Below are 17865 nucleotides of genomic sequence, written 5' to 3' on the forward strand. Positions count from 1 at the left end.
CTATTCCGATTCCGCATAGTATCAGAGCAAACTTGCATAACCATCGCGGCCAGGTCCGATATCGTGGGTCTCCACGATAGAAAAAGGAATTCGCCATGACCGCAAACACCGCGCCCCGTCACCTCGCCGTCATCGGTGGGCTGGGACAGCTGGCCGGCATCGATTTGTACGGCAAACTGCGGCAAGCGGTGACCGCCAGCGGCGCCGCCGGCCGCTATCTGCTGGACCTGGAGCGTTTGCCGTATCTTCGGGGCGACGGCACGGGGGCCGAGCGGGAGCGCATCGGCGGCCGTAAATTATATTTGTACGATGCGGCCACGCGGCTTGAACAGCGCCGGGCCGACGGCGTACTGCTGCCATGTTTTATCAGCCACACGTTTTTGGAGGAACTGCAGGCCGAGCTACAGATACCGATTCTAAACATGATGAGCGCGCTGGGACAGCGGCTGCATGGCGGAACCGGGAAGCTGGGCGTGCTGTGCACCGATTACGTGCGTACCAGCCGGTTGCTCGAGCGGTATATCGACGCGGACCGGCTCATTTATCCATCGCGGCGGACGTACGAGAGTTGCGTGGCGCCGGCGATCTATGGAGCCGACGGCGTGTTGGCCGGATCGGCCGGCGATGCAGTGCTGGACCGGCTGCAGCGCGCATGCGAGGAATTGCTGGAGCAGGGCGCCGAGGTCATCATCCCCGGCGTCAGCGAGATCGCCGCGCTCGCCGGGGCGCTGCGCCGACGCGGGCTGCCGGTGCTGGACAGTCACCAGATCTATGTGGATTACGCGCTGGCATGGCGGGATGGGGGAAGGCCGCCGGCGTTCAAGCTCGGCATCGTTGGCGGCATCGGTCCGGCGGCGACGGTGGATTTCATGCAAAAAATCATACGGAACACGCGCGCGGAGCGCGATCAGGACCACATCCGCCTGATCGTCGACCACAACCCGCAGATACCGGACCGGACCGCCAATCTCATCGGGCAAGGGGCCGACCCGACGCTGGCGCTGTACTCCGCCTGCAAGCGCCTGGAAGCCAACGGCGCCGCGCTGATCGCCATGCCATGCAACACCGCGCATGCGTATGTGGCTAGGCTGCAGCCGGGCCTGGCCATACCGATCGTAAACATGTTGTCCGAAACCGTGCGCCACATCAACGAGCATTGTGCCGGGCACGCCAAGGTCGGCTTGCTCGCCACCACAGGCACCGTGGGCAGCGGCGTCTATCACGAAGCGGCGCGCGGCGGCGATTTCGAATTGATCGTGCCGGACGCGGCCCACCAAGCGCTGGTGATGGAGGCGATCTACGGCAAGCAGGGTGTGAAGGCGGGCCATGTGGACGGTCCGTGCAAGGCGATGCTGATGGAGGCTGTAACGCATCTGGCGGAGCGTGGCGCGACCGTCATCGTGCTTGGATGTACGGAATTGCCGTTGTTGCTGCCGGAGCAGCCGGCATTGATTGTGGGCGAACGCTCGGTGGTAGTCCTCGACCCCACCGCCATCCTGGCACGGAGGTGCATCGCGTTGTCCCGCCCGCTAAATCAAGCGTCCATCGGAATCACGTAGGGCGGATTAGCGAAGCGTAATCCGCCATGCATGCGCCGTCGACAGCGCATGCATGGCCGATCACGGCGTTCCGCCCAACGAAAATCATCAGGGCTTAATCACCGCCACCGCCCCGCCGGACGGCGCCAGCTTCAACGTCAGGCTGCCGGAGGCGCTAACCTTGCTGTCGCTGGCCGTCAGCCGCGTGGGCTCGGCACCATCCTGCAGCACATGCGCACTGTGGGCGCCCTTGCCGAGGAACGACAGCGGCACCTTCACCGTGCGCCCCGACTCGTTGGTCATCGCGCCGATGTACCAGGTGTCGCCCTTGCGCCGCGCCGAGACGATGTACTGGCCGATATCGCCAGCCAAAATGCGGGTCTCGTCCCACGACGTCGGCACCGTCTGGATGAACTCGGCGCCGTCGGCGTTGACGTAAGCGGCCGGGGCGTCCGACACCATCTGCAGCGGACTGTCGTACACCACGTACATGGCGACGGCCTGGCCGCGCGTGGTCATCACAACCGGCTCGTGGTTGCGGTGCTTGAACCCGGCCGGCGTGACGTTGCGGAAGCCGCCCGGCGTGTAGTCCATCGGCCCCAGGATCATGCGGGTGAACGGCAGCGTGACGTTGTGCGTGGCCGTAACGCGCGCGCTCCACTTGTTGTGCTCCGCGCCCAGCACGCCTTCCTGAGTGACGTAGTTCGGCCAGGTGCGGTTCAGGCCATTGGGCGGATAGGCGCCGTGCAGGTCGACCATCAAGTGGTGCGCCGCCGCCTTTTCCAGCACCTTGTGGTACCAGTCGACCATTTCCTGGTCGTTGCGGTTCATAAAGTCCACCTTGACGCCCTTGATGCCCCAGGCTTCGTACTGCTTGAAGGCCGCGTCCATCTGGTTGTCGAGTTGCTGCCACTGAAGCCACAGCCACACGCCCACGCCCTGCGATTTGGCGTAGTCGAGCAGCGCGGGCATGTCCATCTCCGGTTTGCCCCGGGTGACGTCGGCGTCCGCGTTCGGTTCGATGTCGCTGCCGACCGACCAGCCTTCGTCGATCAGGATATCGTCGAGCTTCATGCGCTTGGAAAAATCGATGAAGGCCTTGTAGGTGGCGGTATTGATGCCGGCGTTGGGCACGTCGACGGCCCAATCGTTCCACCAGTCCCACGAGGTCTTGGCCGGCTTGATCCAGCTGGTGTCCTTGATTTGCGACGGCGCGGCCAGCGTCGGGATCAGCGAGGAGGCGGCCAGGTCGCCCGGCGCGTCGGCCAGCATCACCACCCGCCACGGCGTCTGGAAGCCTTGTCCCTTGAGCTGCACGCTGGCCAGGACGGATTTGCGGGAGCGGAAGTTGCGGTCGTTGTCGAAGCGCGGCGGCAGCGTGACCGCCACGCCCAGGCCGGCGTCGCCACGGCCGGACAGGAAGAAGCCCGGATAGTCCTTGACGTCCGATTCGGCGATGGCGAAGGTGGTGCGGCCGGCGCCCGTCTTGCAGACCAGCGGCGCGATGTAATGGTGGAAGTCGCGAATCTTCGACGCCTTGGTCTGGTCGTACTCGCCCTCGAAGCTGGTGTCGAAGCGGCCCATGTTGGCGCCCCAGCAGTCATAGTCCTTGGCGAAGTTGAATTGCGTGTGCTCGCGCTTGACCTTGACCGCGCTGACGCCGGCTTGCTCCGGCAGCGTGTAGCGGAAGGCGACGCCGTCGTCGTACGCCCGCACCAGCAGATGGAAGTTGAGCGGCTTGCCGGCGGCGGCAAACGCCAGGTCGGCATGGTTGTAGTGGTCGGGCGCGCTGCGGGCCTTGCCCAGCACGATGTCGTAGGTTTCGTTGACGCTGCCTTTGGTGCTGCCGGTCAGCTTGGCGCCGGGTCCGATCGCGCCGATGTCCAGATTTAATCCCAGTGGCGACGGCTCGATGATGACTTTGCCGTTGCGGCTGACCGAGTAGGTCAGCTTGTCGCTGTCGATGGTCACCACATTGCTGCCGCCGGGCGATTTAACGGTGACGGTTTCCGCGTGGGCGGACCCGATCGCGGCTAATACGGTGGTCATCGCGAGCAGGGTGGCGGCGCGGACGTGATCTGGCATGGTTGTATGTCTCCGAATTGACAGGTTTGCATTGAAATGCCGCCAGTTCTGGCGGCGGCAGGGGGCCGGTCAGCGGTCAGCAGTCTTTGCCGCCCGGCCAAAACAACGGATAATGGTGCCCAACTCATTTTGAGCACTAAATATTGGAATTCTCCCATGGAAATTAAGGTCAACTTTCTCGACAAGCTGCGTCTCGAAGCCAAGTTCGATGATTTTACGGTGATCGCCGACCAGCCTATCCGCTACAAGGGCGATGGCTCCGCACCTGGCCCGTTCGATTACTTTCTGGCCTCATCGGCCTTGTGCGCGGCCTATTTCGTTAAATTGTATTGCGTAACACGCAATATTCCTACCGAAAATATTCGTCTGTCGCAGAATAATATTGTTGACCCGGAAAACCGCTACCAGCAGATATTTAAAATCCAGGTCGAACTGCCGGCGGATATCTCGGAAAAGGACCGCCTGGGGATTTTGCGTTCGATCGACCGTTGTACCGTGAAAAAGGTGGTGCAGGCCGGCCCGGAGTTCGTGATCGAGGAAGTGGAGAATCTCGACGCCGACGCCCAGGCGTTGCTGACCCTGAAACCCGCGTCGGATACCGGCACCTATATCGTCGGCAAGGACCTGCCGCTGGAGGAAACCATCGCCAATATGTCCGGCGTTTTGGCCGGCCTGGGCATCAAGATTGAAATCGCCTCGTGGCGCAATATCGTCCCCAACGTGTGGTCGCTGCATATCCGCGATGCGCACTCGCCGATGTGTTTCACCAACGGCAAGGGCGCGACCAAGGAAAGCGCGTTAGCGTCGGCGCTGGGCGAGTATATCGAGCGACTCAATTGCAACCACTTCTACGCCGGTAGTTTTTGGGGCGAAGACATCGCCAACGCGGAATTCGTGCATTACCCGAACGAGCGCTGGTTCAAACCAGGCCGCAAGGATGCGCTGCCGGCCGATATCCTGGACGACTACTGCCTGCAAATTTATAACCCGGACGGCGAGTTGCGCGGTTCGCACCTGTACGACACCAATTCCGGCAATAAGGAGCGCGGTATTTGTTCGCTGCCGTTTGTCCGCTACTCGGATAACGAGGTGGTATATTTCCCGTCCAACCTGATCGAAAACCTCTACGTCAGCAACGGCATGAGCGCCGGGAATACCCTGGCCGAAGCGCAGGTGCAATGCCTGTCGGAGATTTTCGAGCGGGCGGTAAAGCGCGAGATTCTGGAAGGCGAAATCGCCTTGCCGGACGTGCCGCAGGAAGTGCTGGCCAAATATCCCGGCATCGTGGCCGGCATTCATGGCCTGGAAGAGCAGGGCTTTCCGGTGCTGGTGAAGGATGCGTCGCTGGGCGGAACGTATCCGGTGATGTGCGTGACCTTGATGAATCCGCGCACGGGTGGCGTGTTTGCGTCGTTCGGTGCGCATCCAAGCTTCGAGGTGGCGCTGGAACGCAGCCTGACGGAATTGCTGCAGGGCCGCAGCTTCGAAGGCCTGAACGATTTGCCGCGGCCGACCTTCGTCAGCAACGCCGTGACGGAGCCGAATAACTTCGTCGAGCACTTCATCGATTCGAGCGGCATCGTCTCGTGGCGCTTCTTCAGCGCCCAAGCCGATTACGATTTCGTCGAGTGGGATTTTTCCGGCCAGGGCGAAAACTCCAATGCCGACGAAGCGGCGACGCTGTTCGGCATACTCCAGGAAATGGGCAAAGAGGTGTACACGGCGGTGTACGACCAATTGGGCGCCACCGCCTGCCGCATTCTGGTGCCGGGTTATTCGGAAGTGTATCCGGTCGAGGATCTGGTTTGGGATAACACCAACAAGTCGTTGTTGTTCCGCTCCGATATCCTGAACTTGCATCGCCTGGACGACGACAGCCTGGAGGCGCTACTCGAGCGTCTGGAGAACAGCGAGCTGGACGAGTACGGCGACATCGCCACCTTGATCGGCATCGAGTTCGACGAAAACACGCCGTGGGGCCAGCTGACGACGCTGGAGTTGAAGCTGCTGATTAATCTCGCCTTGCAGCAATTCGAGGAAGCGCAGGAACTGGTGGAAGCCTTCCTGCAATACAACGACAACACGCTCGAGCGCGGGCTGTTCTATCAGGCCGTGAACGTGGTGCTGGAAGTGCTGCTGGACGACGACCTGGAACTGGACGATTACGTGGTCAATTTCCGCCGCATGTTTGGCAACGAGCGGATGGACGCGGTGCTGGGATCGGTGGACGGCAGCGTGCGCTTCTACGGCCTGACGCCGACCAGCATGAAGCTGGAGGGGCTCGACCGGCACGAGCGCCTGATCGACAGCTACAAGAAATTGCACACGGCGCGGGCCAAAGCCGCCGCATCCAGCTAGGGCGAAGGATGCACCAGACCCTAATCCGCCCTACGTGGCATTGGCTATCGCACGCACCGCCCCGGCCTCACCTCGACCGCGCCACGGTTACCTGAAAGTCTAGATTTGCCTGCTTCATGGTCTGCGGCAGCTCCGCCGCAAGCATTTCGACGAACGCCTTGACCGCCGGTACCAGGCCGCGTCGCGTCGGGTAGACGGCGTGCAGTTGATGGCCCGGCAGCGTGTGATCGGGGAGCAAGACGGTCAAGCGGCCATACCGGATGTCCTCCTCGCAAACATGGAAAGGCAGTTGTGCCACGCCCACGCCCGCCAAGGCCATGCGCGACATCAGGTAGACGTCGTCGCTGGCGAAGGTGGGGGTGTATTTGATTTCCACCTCCACGCCGTCCGGTGGCGTCAGCCGCCAACGCGGCCGTTCGCTGCGCACGCCGGCTGGACCGATTCCCTTGACGCCCTGCAGCGACTCCGCGGTGATGACGGTCCCGAGCCCCTGCAGGAATGCGGGGGTGGCAACCAATACCTGGTCGCTGACGCCGAAATTGCGCACCACCAGCTCGGAATCCTCCAGCGTCGAACGAATCCGTATGGCGAGGTCGTAGCCTTCTCCAATCACATCGACCCGGCGGTTGGTGAGATCCAGTTCCAGCCGCACGTCGGCATTCTCCAGCATGAACTTTGGCAGCAAGGGGGCGAGGAACAGGTGCGCAACGCCGATCGGGCAACTGACGCGCAAGCGGCCCGAGGGCCGGGCGTTGGCGCGTTCCGCCACCTCGTAGGCGGCGCGCGCGGCGGCCCCGATCGATTCGCAGTGGGTAAAGAAGGCGGCGCCCACCTCCGTGACGTTGACCGACCGTGTCGAGCGCTGAAGCAGGCGCACCGCCAACCGTTCCTCCAGCTCCGCGACACGGCGGCTCACACGCGACTTTGAAATGCCGAGCGCGCGCGCGGCGCCCGAAAAGCCCCCATGCGTGACGACGGCGGCAAACAAGACAAGGTCGTTCAGGTCTTCCAAGACGGATCCCGGTGATTGATTCAAAACTGCGCAAAAACGAGGCGATTGTATCAAATACAGAACAATCTGTCCTTGCCGCGACGGCTAGTTGGCCACCCGTTCCATCTTTATAGTTGATTCCGTTATCACTCAACAAGGATCCAACTGATGAACATCCTGCATCTCGATTCCAGCATTCTCGGCGCCGACTCCACCTCGCGCCTGCTCAGCGCGGCGATCGTGGAGGAATTGCTGCGGCAGCGTCCCAATGCCCAAGTGGTCCATCGCGACTTGGTGCGGGAGCCCGTCTCGCACCTGACGGGCGCCATCGCCGCCGGCTTTCGCGCTCCCGCCGGCGAACCCGTCACCGACCCGGCGACGCTCGCCGAGCACGCCACGTCGGCGCGCCTGGCCGACGAATTCCTCGCCAGCGAGGTGATCGTCATCGGCGCGCCGATGTACAACTTCTCGGTCGCCAGCCAGCTGAAAACCTGGATCGACCGCGTCGCCCAGCCCGGCCGCACGTTCCGCTACACGGCCGACGGCCCGGTCGGCCTGTCGGGCGGACGCCGGGTGATCGTCGCTTCCACGCGCGGCGGCATGTATTCGGCCGGCGCGGCGGCCGGCATGGATTTCCAGGAATCCTATCTGCAGGCCTTCTTCGGCTTCCTTGGCATCGCCAACGTTGGGTTTGTGCGTGCCGAGCGCCTGACCAAGGGAGCGGAACTGCGCGAAATTTCGATCGACGCGGCCCGCGCCACGGTGCGCGACGCTGTCACCCGTGCATTGATGTCCTGACTGGCGGGAGGCCATATGCTGTTTATCGTCACCCTGAGCAACCGTCGTCCCGCCGAAGAGATCGACGCCCAACAAGCCGGACACCGCGACTGGCTGATCGCCAACACGCGCGCCGGCCGCATCGCCGTCGCCGGCCCGCTGGAGCCGCGCACCGGTGGCCTGATCATGGCGCACTGCGCCGATCGCGCCGAACTCGACCAGATGATGGCCAAGGACCCGTTCGTCATCCACGGACTGGTCGAGGTCCAGGTGCTGTGCGTCGCGGCGGCGTTGCGCCACGAGGCGTTCCCCGCCCGCTGGGCGGCGGAAGCGAAATCCATATCCGAGAACGAGAGCTGAACCTCGCATTCACTGACGCAGTATTACCCGGTTCACCCGCTCGCCGCCGCTTCCGCCGGCCGGCTAGAGGTGGCCGCTCTTCTGAAGGGAAATATCATGTTTCGTTGGTCCGGCCTGTTGCGCCTGTTCCGTCTCTGGCTTACCTGCGCGTTGTCGCTGATGCCTGTATTCGCCGTGCAAGCGGCCACCCCGCCGATGCCGAACGTGGTGCTGGTGCACGGCGCGTTCGCCGATGGCTCCAGCTGGGCGCAAGTCATCGCTCTGCTTCAGCGCAAGGGCTATCACGTCAGCACCGTTCAGTTGCCCTTGACTTCGCTGGCTGACGACGTTGCCGCGACTCGCCGTGTGATCGAGCGTCAGTCGGGCGACGTCATCCTGGTCGGGCACTCGTGGGCCGGCGTGGTTGTCACGGAGGCGGCCAATTCCCCTGCGGTGAAAGGCGTGGTGTACCTGTCCGCGATGGTGCCCGACAATGGTGAGTCGGCTGCGGACATGCTGCGGCGCTTCAAGTCGCCCGTGGAAGGCATGAAGCCCGACGCCAACGGCCTGATCTGGCTGGACGACGCGGTGGCGTTTCGCAACGTGATGGGGGCGGATCTGCCGCCGGCCACCGCGCAGGTGCTGGCGGCGGTCGGCAAGCCGATCGCCGCGCGATCGTTCACGGACGCGATCACCCACGCGGCCTGGCATGACAAGCCGACCTGGTACCTGATAACGACGGACGATCACGCGCTGCCACCGGCCGTGCAACGCCAGACCGCCGCGCAGTTGAACGCGCAGACCATGACGCTCAAGTCGAGTCATTTATCACTGATGTCGCACCCGCGCCAGGTCGCCGAATTGATTGGCCGGGCCGCGAGCGGCGCAGCGCGCTGACGCCGAACGTTGGCGCCTCGATACTGGACCGGAACAGGTTCGGCCAGATCCGTATCATTTGCGGCGGGTTTGAACCCGCCGCGTCATAGCCCGCCCAACTTCAGCGCAATTTCCTTGTCCAGCCGCTGCATGATGTCGTCGCTGACATCCTTGCTGCACATGATGTGGCGACGCTCGCCGGTGGGCACGTCCAGCAAACGCAGCACGCGCAAGCGCTTGTCGCGCAGCTCGGCAAGCTGGAGCAAATAATCGGCCTCTTCCGAGGCGAGGAACATCAGGTCGGCCCGGTGCGCGCCGATCATCGCCATCATGACCACGCTCTCGGCGGTGGTGGAGATCCGTGTCGGCCGCGTGTTGGCCAGCGCGTCGTCGACGTAGCCGCCGTACGAATACTTCTCTTTCACCAGCACCACCAGGTTGCGCGTGGAGACCAGCCGTTGCAGCGTCGCCGCGCCGCGAAAGACAAAGTCGTCGCGCACGATCGCCACCAGCGGCAAGTCCTGGTAGATCGGACGCGAGAATTTGGCATAGCGCTCGCGCTCGGCGTTCCTGAACCAGCCGACGGCACAGCGCTGACCGCCCTCCTGAAGCAGCGCCAGCTGGCGGTTGCTGGGCACCCGCATCCAGTGCGTGGGCACCCCAGCGCCGGCAAATGCCGCCGTCGCCGGATCCGCCGTCAGGCCGTGCACGCCGCCGTCCGGCGCGCCCATCAGGTACGGCGGGCGCTCGTTGTAGTAGAGGACCAACGGTTCCTGCGCCCGGGACGCCGGCAACAGCAACAGCCACAAGCACAGGATGCGGAACATGAGCGCTATTTTTTGCTCTTCTTCGCGCCGATCACCTTGTTCAGCTTGCCGATGACGTCGTCGGAAACGTCCTTGCTGCACATGATGTAGCGGTCGTCGCCGACGGGCACGTCCGGCATCTTGATCTGCTTGAAGTTGCCCGCGCCGATGCCGGACTGCTCCACCAGATAGCTTGCCTCCTCTTCGGACGCGAACATGAAGTCGACCGAATTGGCGTTGACCAGTTGCAGCATCTGGGTCGAGGTGCCGTTCGATTTGGTTTGCGCGGCCTTCACCTTGTCCAGCGCGGCGTCGATGTACGGGCCGTAGGTGAAGTTTTCCTTGACCAGCACGCGCACGCCCTTGGTCGCCAGGATATCGCCGAGCTTGGCGTTATCGCCGGCGGCGAACTTGGGATTGGCGATGATCACGGTCGGCTTGTCGCGATAAATCGGTTTGGTGAATTTGGCGAACTGCTCGCGCTCGGCCGTCTTGTACCAGCCGATCGCGCAGTTCTGTCCGCCTTCCTTGATCACCACCAGTTGACGGTTCGGCGGAACCTTGCTCCACGCGACGTCGATGCCGGCGGCACGGAAGGCCTCGGCCGCAGGCGTGCCGGTCAGGCCGCTGGCCGATCCGTCGGCGCCCGCCACCAGGTAGGGCGGGCGGTCGTTGAAACTCAGGGTGATCTTGTCGTCGGCCATGGCGAGCACCGGCGCCAGCATCGACAGGCAGGCGAACAGGCGGCTGAAAGAATGGTGTTTCATGATGGTGTCCGATCAAAATTTGTGGAAGATGCCAACGCCGTAGAAATTGACCGACGTCGCGGCCGCGCGGCGCGACAGATCCGCGTAAAGATAGGTGCGGGTCGACAGGTTGTATTCATAACCGACACTGGTTTGCTTGGTCTTGGCGAGGCCGTCCGGCGACTTCTGGCCATAGCCCGCGAGGATCGTGCCCAGGCCGACGTTCCAGTTCAGGCCGGTCACCCAGGCTTTGGTGTCGTAATTGGTGGCCATGGTGTGGCTTTGATCCTGCTTCTGATACGAGGCAACCAGCTTGACGTCCGGATTGGCCTGGACCGAGCCGGCGACCGACCACAAGGTGGTCTCGGCCGCGTTGCGCTCGTAGGCCAGCATGGCGCCGAAGATACCGCCCCGGTAGGTGCCCGACACGGAATAGGGATTCGATTCGAGCGTGGCGTTGGCCGGATACTGTGGCTTGGCGGTGGTGCCGCGGCCGACGATGACCGGATTGCCGTTGGCTTCCTTGGTGGCGACCGTCACGTTGAGCTGGAAACCGCCTTTCTCGGGCGTGTTGTAGAACACCGCGTTCGACCAGCGGTTGGCCGACGAGCCGGCCGGATCGAGCGGCTGGCTGTTGTAGCCGGCCACCGTCAGATCGGTCTGGAAGCCGGCGGTGCTGGGCACGCCGCGCCACGGCTCGAACGCGCTCGACGAGTCCTGCAGCGCGGTCAGGCCGCGACCGATGCGCACGGTACCGAAGGCGCCCTGCAGGCCGACCCGGCTCTGGCCCTGGAACAGCGGGCGCGTTTTCCCCTCGACGGTGCCGATGTCCGGGTCGTAGCGGATCTCCAGCTGGAACAATGCCTTGAGGTCGCCGCCGAGGTCTTCGACGCCCTTGAAGCCGAGCCGGTTATTGTCGCGCCTGCCGACGGCAAGCGTCGAGTCGCTGCGTTTGGAGACGCCGACATCGACGTTGCCGTAGACGGTGACGGAGGACTGCGCGGCGGCGTAGCCGGCGCTGAGGGCCATGAGGGAAAAACATGCTGCGGATGCGGTCGCTTTGTTCATATCGTATCTCACCTGTACTGGTGGTTGCTGGAAAGGGGGCTGCGGTCGCCACGCGCTCGGGGTGGCTGTCTGAGTGTCTCTTCCGGCGGTTTTGCGGCCTTGAAAGTGGCTTCAGCATAAAACGACGGCCTGACGTGCTGGGGGGATTTCGTTCCTGCGGGCACCAATTTCTTGGAATAGTGTATCTTTGTGTTGCCGCGAGGATACAAGTCGGCTTGCAAGATTTATCGATCCGCAACGAAGCGCGGGGCGTTGACATGGCAAAACAATGGAGGTTAGACTTCGTTAATATCTATTAACTTAAACTAAATATTTTCTTAATGTCCGGCGTGCGACGCGGCCCAGCGTCGCTACAGTCGGGCAAAGGCGCGACCCAAAAGGTCTTGAATATATAAAAAACCATGGGCGTGACGCCCGACCGATAACAAGAATTGATTGGAGACTTGATGCAAGAGAAAACGAGTTCGCGCTGGTGCCGCCTGGTGTTGTTACCCCTGTGCCTGGCGATGGCATCCACGTACGCGGCGACCGACCCGCTGGCCCCGACGGCGCGCTGGAGCGCCTACACCGCCGGCCGCGCGTCGACACCGCCGATGGGCTGGAGCAGCTGGAACGCGTTCGGCACCGATATCGACGAGGCGAAGATCCTCGGCTCGGCCCAGCGCATCGTCGACAGCGGCCTGGCCGCCAAAGGCTACCGCTACGTCAACATCGATGACGGCTGGATCACGCGCCGCGAGATCCCCAGCGGCCGGCTGGTGATACGGGCCGACCGTTTTCCTTCCTCCGTCACCGGCGGCGGCAGCAGCTTCCGTCCGTTGACCGACAAGCTGCACGCGATGGGGCTCAAGGCCGGCATCTACTCCGATCTTGGCCGTAACACCTGTTCCCAGGCCTATTCCAGCGATAGCAGCGACCTCCCCAAGGGCAGCGTGCTGGAGCGGGAAGTGGGACTGTACGGCCATATCGATCAGGACCTTGCGCTGTTTTTCGGCGACTGGGGTTTCGACTTCATCAAGGTCGACGGCTGCGGCCTGCGCGCTTATGGCGCCGACAGTCCGAAAGTGCGCTCCGGCGAGTACCGCGCGCTGGCGCCGGTGCTGGACCTGGAATCGGTGACCCGCTCCGACATTCCGGCGGTACAGGCGGAATTCACGCAGATTGACGCGGCGCTCAAGCGCCACCGGCCCGATGGCGACTTCCTGCTGTCGCTGTGCGTCTGGGGCGCCGCCGACGTGCGCGCGTGGGGCAAAAACTACGGCAACCTCTCGCGCACCAGCGACGACATCCGGCCCTCGTGGACCCGCATGCTCAGTAATTTCGACAGCGCGGCAAGGCGCGAGCTGTATGGACATCCGGGCAGCTGGAACGATCCGGACATGCTGTTCATCGGCGCCGGCGACTTCGACGCCGATCACCTGGTGGAAGCAAAATCGCATTTCGCCCTGTGGGCCATGTTGAACGCGCCGTTGATGACGGGCGCCGACTTGAGGAAGACGCCGCAGCCGCTGATGGACATCTTCGGCAATGCCGACATCATCGCCGTCAACCAGGACCCGGCCGGCAACCAGGCGACGCTCGCCTATGACACCGACGATGTGCAAGTTCTGGTCAAGCCGCTGGCCTCGGGGCAAAAGGCGGTCGCCATCTTCAACCGCGGCTTCGCGCCGTTCGACGTCGACCTGACCGCCGAGCAGCTGAAGTTGCGCAAGGATGCGCCGGTCACGCTGACCGATCTCTGGACCAAGGCCGACGCCACCTTCACCAACGAGACCAAGCTGCGCGTGGCGCCGCGCGAGACGCGGATCTTCCGCGTGCAGGGTACGCGCGCGCTGGCGCAGGGCGTCTATCTTTCGGAACAACCCGGCAGCGTGAATCCGGCGGTCGATGGCGTGACCACGCCGCAGGCCGACCCCACGATCTTCCGCTCGTCGGGCGGATGGACCGGCACCAAGGGGGCGGGCGAACGGCCGATGTACGCGGGCTGGGGCGGCGCGCGCGCCGACAGCACCCCCTACGGCCAGACGCTGCGGATCGCCGGCACGACTTACGCGGCCGGCATCGGCGTGCTGGCCAATTCCCGGCTGGAAGTGCGCAATGCCGGCCATCGCCGCCTCAGCGCGCAGGTTGGCGTCGACGATTCCGCCCGCGATGCCACGCACGGCGTCACGTTCATGGTCTACGGCGACGGCAAGCTGCTGGCGAAGAGCAAACCGCTGCGCCGTGGCCAGCGCGCGCAAGCGTTGAGCGCCGATGTCGCCGGCGTCAAGGTGGTCGAGCTGGTGGCGCGCAGCGCGGCAAAGGACAACGAGCAGCTGCCGGTCAGCTGGGGCGACGCCGCGCTGCTATCGTCCGGCCAGACCGACTAATCCGCCGCGCGACCATACACGCATCGATACCGACAACGAGAGAACTCATGATCAAGACAACACGCATCGCCGCGCCTTTGTTGGCGCTCGCCGCCGGGGGCGCCTGCCTGCCCGCGCACGCGGCCGAACTTGGGCTGGCCCGCATCTTTTCCGACCACGCCGTGCTGCAGCGCGACCAACCCGTCGCCGTGTGGGGCACCGCCGGCGCGGGGCGCAAGGTCGCCGTCACGCTGGATGGCCAAACGGTCAACGGCAGCGCGGACGCGCAGGGCAAATGGCGGGTCCAACTACCGCCGCGCCGCGCGGGCGGACCGTACACGCTGTCGGTGACGTCGGAAGGGCGGACGGTCAGCCGCGCCGACATCCTGGTCGGCGACGTCTATCTGTGCTCCGGCCAGTCGAACATGGAATTCGCGCAGCGCGAGTCGACCAACGCCATGGGCGCCACGTACAGCGCCGCCAACGACAAGCTGCGCTTCCTGAACGTGGAAAAGAACAGCGCGGCGACGGCGCAGGATGACCTGCCGGGCCCCGTCGAGTGGAAGGTCGCGGCGCCGGACACCATCGGCGGCGCCTCCGCCGTGTGCTACTACATGGCGCGCTCGCTGCAGGGTAGCTACAAGGTGCCGGTGGGCTTCGTCAACGCCAGCTGGGGCGGCACGACGATCCAGAGCTGGATCGCCGGCGAATCGCTGCGCACCCTCGGCGACTACCGTGTCGGCGTCGAAGCCGTCGCGCAGTTCGGCGCCGATCCGGCCGCCGGCATGCGCGCCGAGGAGGTCCGCAACGAGACGTGGTGGCGCGCGCACGACCCGGCGGCGGCCGCGCAGCGGGCCTGGATCGCGCCCGATTTCGACGACAGCGCGTGGGCCAGCGTCACGCCGGCCGGCTCGTGGAAGGACAGCGGCCTGGCCGGCTTCAAGGATTTCGACGGCGTGGCGTGGTACCGCACCACCGTCACGCTGACGGAGGATCAGGCCAAGGCCGCCAACATGCTGCGTCTGGGCCCGGTCGACACCTACGACAGCACCTGGGTCAACGGCCAGCGCGTGGGCGGCGGCGCGGTGCCCTGGGTCTGGCGCGCCTACGCCGTGCCGGCCGGAGTGTTCAAGCCGGGCCGCAACGTGATCGCCATGCGCGTGCTGAGCGGAGGGCAGGGCGGCGGCCTGTCGGGCCAGCCGGCCAACCGCCAGATCGTCATGCGGGACGGCCAGACGATCCCGCTGCCGGCCGCGTGGAAGGTCCAGCGCGGCAGCGCGTTGAAAGGACTGGCGGTGCCGGCGACGCCGTGGGACGTCCCCACGAGCCTGACGACGCTGTACAACGGCATGATCGCGCCGCTGGTGGGCTACAAGTTCAAGCTGGCGGCGTGGTACCAGGGCGAATCGAACGCGGGCGCGGCGCAGGAATACCGCGCGCTGCTGCCGCTGTTGATGCGCGACTGGCGCCAGCGCTTCGGCCAGCCGGCGTTGCCGTTCGTCGTCGCGCAGTTGCCGCAGTTCGGCGCCGCTGCGAAAGCCCCCTTGCAGTCCGGCTGGGCGGAGCTGCGCGACGCCCAGGCCGACGCCGTGGCGCACGATCCGCACGCGGGGCTGGCCGTCACGCTCGACGTCGGCGACCGCTTCGACATCCACCCGACCCAGAAGACGGTGGTCGGCGAGCGCCTGGCGCGCGCGGCGCGGGCCGTCGCGTACGGCGACAAGACGGCGCCCGGCAGTCCGTACGCGGTGTCGGCGCGGCGCGCCGGCGGCGATATCGTCGTCGCGTTCAAGGATACCGGTGGCGGCCTGGCCACGTATTCGTCGGACCGCGCGATCGCCTTCGAGGTGTGCGCGGGCGCGGCCTGCCGCTTTGCCGACGCGCGCGTGGCCGGCGATACGGTCGTGCTGCCCGGCGCCGGCGCGCCCGACGTCACGCGCGTGCGCTACGCGTGGGCCGATTCGCCGTTCGTCAACCTGTTCAGCGGTGACGACCTGCCGGCCGCGCCGTTCCAGCTCGAGGTGCGTTGACGGCGCTTCGTTGGGCACCTCTCACCAGCCACCCGAGGCGCCATCCTCTATCAATTTCATGACGGTGCGCCCGGCAAGACTAAGATGGCCGTGGCGCGACATGGCCAAGGCGATGTGGCGTGACAATTCCGGCTCCACCACGCGCGCCGCCTGCAGGCGCAATTCAACGTTGGCGCCGGCGATCGCATACGGCCCCAGCAGCGCATAAATGCCGCCATCGCTGACGATCCTCGTCTGCAGGGCCAGCGAATCGGCTTCGGCCGCCACATCGAGCACGAGGCCGCGCTCGGCAGCGAGCTGGTCGAGCCGGTCGCGCCAGGAGTTGGGGCGGCAGAACAGCACCAGCGGCAGCCGGTCCAAGACGTCGAAGCATACGCTCTCGGCGCGCGTCAGCGGATCGCCCGCCGGTCCCACCAGAAATGTCGGCACGCGCGACAAATAAATGTCGCCGTGGTTGGGTGTCGGGCTATGCCGGTAGAGGATGGCCAGGTCGACGTCGCCGTTGTCCAGCCAGGTTTCAAGCTGGGCGCCTTGCCCCTCGCGTACGATCAGCTGGATCAGCGGATAGCGCTGTTTCAATCGATGGTAGAGCGCGCTGACCAGCGGATGGGCAGTCGACGGCAATATGCCCATGCGCACCGTGCCGACCGGCGTGCCGGCCGTGGCCTGAATATCGTTGGCCAGCTGCTCGGTCTGCGTGATCCAGTTGCGGATGCGCGGCGCGATGCGGCGCCCTAGTTCTGTCAGCACCACGCCGCGCCCGGTGCGTTGGAACAGGCGGCCGCCACACGCGCGTTCCAGTTCGCCGATGCGGCGGCTGATATGCGGCTGCGTGGTCTCATGCGTGGCGGCCGCCTTGGTCAAGCTGCCGAGCTCACTGACGTCGATAAACAGTTTCCATGCCGAGTAATCCACCGCACCTCCGTTATGCCTATTTGCGAATAGCTGAAATGTCGGAACGCTATCTTCTCGCATATCGTAGCATGTCCTACACTCATCCGTAGCACTGGTTCAGCCAGACCCCATCGAGAACAAAGGAGACATGTCATGAAGTTAGTCGCATACGAACATAACGGGATCGCCGCCTATGGCGTGCTGTCCGGCACGCAGATCACCGAGCCCGACGCCGGCACGCTGGCGCGCTATCCCGACATCCGCGCCGTGCTCGACGCCCAGGCCCTGCCCGAGCTGGCCGCCGCCTTCGCCGGCAAGCCCGCCACGCTGGCGCTGTCGGACGTGCGCCTGTTGCCGCCGGTGGGCAATCCGCGCAAGATCTTCTGCGTCGGCCTCAATTACAAGTCGCACGTGGCCGAGACCAAACGGCCGGACGCGGTCCATCCGGCGATCTTCGTGCGCTTCGCCGACACGCTGATCGCCGACGGCGCGCCGATGCGCTTCCCGGGCGCCAAGTCGACGATGTTCGACTATGAAGGCGAGCTGGCGGTGGTGATCGGCAAGGGCGGCACCGACATCGCCGAAGCGGACGCGTTCGACCACATCGCCGGCTACGCTTGTTTCAACGACGGCACCGTGCGCGACTGGCAGCGCCACACCCACCAATGGACGCCGGGCAAGAACTTCGCCGACACCGGCGTGTTCGGCCCGGCGCTGGTCACGGCCGACGAGATCGCCGACATCACCGCGTCGCAATTGACGACGCGCCTCAACGGCCAGATCGTCCAGCAGGCGCCGATCTCCGACCTGATCTTCACCTTGCCCGTCATCATCGCCTATCTGTCGAGCTTTACCGCGCTCAATCCCGGCGACGTCATCGCCACCGGCACGCCGGGCGGGGTGGGCGACCGCCGCGATCCGCCCGCCTACATGAAGCACGGCGACATCGTCGAAGTCGAGATCAGCGGTATCGGCCAGCTGCGCAACGCCGTGCAGGTCGTCTAACTAT

The 17865-nt window shown here is 64.8% G+C and carries 14 protein-coding genes; 8 read left to right on the forward strand and 6 right to left on the reverse strand.

Features of this window, described 5'->3' with window-relative positions; all coding sequences use genetic code 11:
• The first annotated feature begins 95 nt into the window (after positions 1-95).
• Positions 96-1559: an aspartate/glutamate racemase family protein gene (locus JOD97_RS01915; RefSeq protein WP_209712931.1), complete on the forward strand. Its 1464-nt coding sequence runs from the start codon at positions 96-98 to the stop codon at positions 1557-1559.
• Positions 1560-1646: 87 nt separating this feature from the next.
• Here the strand turns inward: JOD97_RS01915 and JOD97_RS01920 are convergent, their stop codons facing one another.
• Positions 1647-3623 carry a glycoside hydrolase family 97 protein gene (locus tag JOD97_RS01920; RefSeq protein WP_229264149.1) on the reverse strand — a complete coding sequence of 659 codons (1977 nt, stop codon included), beginning with the start codon at positions 3621-3623 and terminating at the stop codon, positions 1647-1649.
• A gap of 156 nt (positions 3624-3779) precedes the next feature.
• Here JOD97_RS01920 and JOD97_RS01925 point away from each other — a divergent pair, with 156 nt between their 5' ends.
• Positions 3780-5981, forward strand: coding sequence for an OsmC domain/YcaO domain-containing protein (locus tag JOD97_RS01925; protein WP_209712932.1), 2202 nt, complete (start codon positions 3780-3782; stop codon positions 5979-5981).
• 67 nt (positions 5982-6048) lie between these two features.
• Here the strand turns inward: JOD97_RS01925 and JOD97_RS01930 are convergent, their stop codons facing one another.
• Entirely contained in the window at positions 6049-6993 is a 945-nt protein-coding gene (locus tag JOD97_RS01930) for a LysR family transcriptional regulator (RefSeq protein WP_209712933.1), read from the reverse strand.
• Positions 6994-7140: 147 nt separating this feature from the next.
• On the opposite strand from JOD97_RS01930, the gene JOD97_RS01935 reads away from it, so the two are divergent.
• The 3 genes from JOD97_RS01935 to JOD97_RS01945 all read left to right on the forward strand — a co-directional run bounded on the left by JOD97_RS01935 (position 7141) and on the right by JOD97_RS01945 (position 8985).
• The gene (locus JOD97_RS01935; protein ID WP_209712934.1) at positions 7141-7770 is read left to right on the forward strand and encodes an FMN-dependent NADH-azoreductase; all 630 of its coding nucleotides are present in this window, start codon (positions 7141-7143) and stop codon (positions 7768-7770) included.
• Positions 7771-7785: 15 nt separating this feature from the next.
• On the forward strand, positions 7786-8109 hold the full coding sequence (locus JOD97_RS01940; protein WP_209712935.1) for a YciI family protein: 324 nt from the start codon (positions 7786-7788) through the stop codon (positions 8107-8109).
• Positions 8110-8205: 96 nt separating this feature from the next.
• On the forward strand, positions 8206-8985 hold the full coding sequence (locus tag JOD97_RS01945; RefSeq protein WP_209712936.1) for an alpha/beta fold hydrolase: 780 nt from the start codon (positions 8206-8208) through the stop codon (positions 8983-8985).
• 83 nt (positions 8986-9068) lie between these two features.
• Here JOD97_RS01945 and JOD97_RS01950 read toward each other — a convergent pair whose 3' ends face one another.
• The 3 genes from JOD97_RS01950 to JOD97_RS01960 are packed head-to-tail and all read right to left on the reverse strand — an operon-like array spanning position 9069 to position 11584.
• Positions 9069-9791, reverse strand: coding sequence for an ABC transporter substrate-binding protein (locus JOD97_RS01950; protein ID WP_209712937.1), 723 nt, complete (start codon positions 9789-9791; stop codon positions 9069-9071).
• Positions 9792-9796: 5 nt separating this feature from the next.
• Positions 9797-10537: an ABC transporter substrate-binding protein gene (locus tag JOD97_RS01955; RefSeq protein ID WP_209712938.1), complete on the reverse strand. Its 741-nt coding sequence runs from the start codon at positions 10535-10537 to the stop codon at positions 9797-9799.
• 12 nt (positions 10538-10549) lie between these two features.
• Entirely contained in the window at positions 10550-11584 is a 1035-nt protein-coding gene (locus JOD97_RS01960; protein ID WP_229264150.1) for a porin, read from the reverse strand.
• A 446-nt stretch (positions 11585-12030) separates the two neighbouring features.
• Between JOD97_RS01960 and JOD97_RS01965 the strand changes: the two genes are divergently transcribed.
• Together JOD97_RS01965 and JOD97_RS01970 are read left to right on the forward strand one after the other, a co-directional pair.
• Positions 12031-13953 (forward strand): NPCBM/NEW2 domain-containing protein, encoded by a 1923-nt coding sequence (locus JOD97_RS01965; RefSeq protein WP_209712939.1) that lies wholly within the window; start codon positions 12031-12033, stop codon positions 13951-13953.
• A 47-nt stretch (positions 13954-14000) separates the two neighbouring features.
• Positions 14001-15962: a sialate O-acetylesterase gene (locus JOD97_RS01970; RefSeq protein ID WP_209712940.1), complete on the forward strand. Its 1962-nt coding sequence runs from the start codon at positions 14001-14003 to the stop codon at positions 15960-15962.
• 21 nt (positions 15963-15983) lie between these two features.
• Here JOD97_RS01970 and JOD97_RS01975 read toward each other — a convergent pair whose 3' ends face one another.
• A complete protein-coding gene (locus tag JOD97_RS01975; RefSeq protein ID WP_209712941.1) occupies positions 15984-16877 on the reverse strand; it encodes a LysR family transcriptional regulator in 894 nt (297 codons plus the stop codon).
• Between the two features lie 132 nt (positions 16878-17009).
• Between JOD97_RS01975 and JOD97_RS01980 the strand changes: the two genes are divergently transcribed.
• Complete coding sequence (locus JOD97_RS01980; RefSeq protein ID WP_209712942.1) at positions 17010-17861, forward strand: fumarylacetoacetate hydrolase family protein; 852 nt, start codon at positions 17010-17012, stop codon at positions 17859-17861.
• Positions 17862-17865: the final 4 nt, after the last annotated feature.

Source organism: Duganella sp. 1411, from assembly GCF_017833525.1.
Lineage (GTDB): Bacteria > Pseudomonadota > Gammaproteobacteria > Burkholderiales > Burkholderiaceae_D > Rugamonas.

What these genes read in the sequence shown, in the direction of transcription:
- JOD97_RS01955 (WP_209712938.1), bottom strand. Translation starts at nt 10,537, where the DNA reads ATGAAACACCATTCTTTCAGCCGCCTGTTCGCCTGCCTGTCGATGCTG.
- JOD97_RS01965 (WP_209712939.1), top strand. Translation starts at nt 12,031, where the DNA reads ATGCAAGAGAAAACGAGTTCGCGCTGGTGCCGCCTGGTGTTGTTACCC.
- JOD97_RS01935 (WP_209712934.1), top strand. Translation starts at nt 7,141, where the DNA reads ATGAACATCCTGCATCTCGATTCCAGCATTCTCGGCGCCGACTCCACC.
- JOD97_RS01960 (WP_229264150.1), bottom strand. Translation starts at nt 11,584, where the DNA reads ATGAACAAAGCGACCGCATCCGCAGCATGTTTTTCCCTCATGGCCCTC.
- JOD97_RS01945 (WP_209712936.1), top strand. Translation starts at nt 8,206, where the DNA reads ATGTTTCGTTGGTCCGGCCTGTTGCGCCTGTTCCGTCTCTGGCTTACC.
- JOD97_RS01920 (WP_229264149.1), bottom strand. Translation starts at nt 3,623, where the DNA reads ATGCCAGATCACGTCCGCGCCGCCACCCTGCTCGCGATGACCACCGTA.
- JOD97_RS01925 (WP_209712932.1), top strand. Translation starts at nt 3,780, where the DNA reads ATGGAAATTAAGGTCAACTTTCTCGACAAGCTGCGTCTCGAAGCCAAG.
- JOD97_RS01980 (WP_209712942.1), top strand. Translation starts at nt 17,010, where the DNA reads ATGAAGTTAGTCGCATACGAACATAACGGGATCGCCGCCTATGGCGTG.
- JOD97_RS01940 (WP_209712935.1), top strand. Translation starts at nt 7,786, where the DNA reads ATGCTGTTTATCGTCACCCTGAGCAACCGTCGTCCCGCCGAAGAGATC.
- JOD97_RS01950 (WP_209712937.1), bottom strand. Translation starts at nt 9,791, where the DNA reads ATGTTCCGCATCCTGTGCTTGTGGCTGTTGCTGTTGCCGGCGTCCCGG.
- JOD97_RS01915 (WP_209712931.1), top strand. Translation starts at nt 96, where the DNA reads ATGACCGCAAACACCGCGCCCCGTCACCTCGCCGTCATCGGTGGGCTG.
- JOD97_RS01970 (WP_209712940.1), top strand. Translation starts at nt 14,001, where the DNA reads ATGATCAAGACAACACGCATCGCCGCGCCTTTGTTGGCGCTCGCCGCC.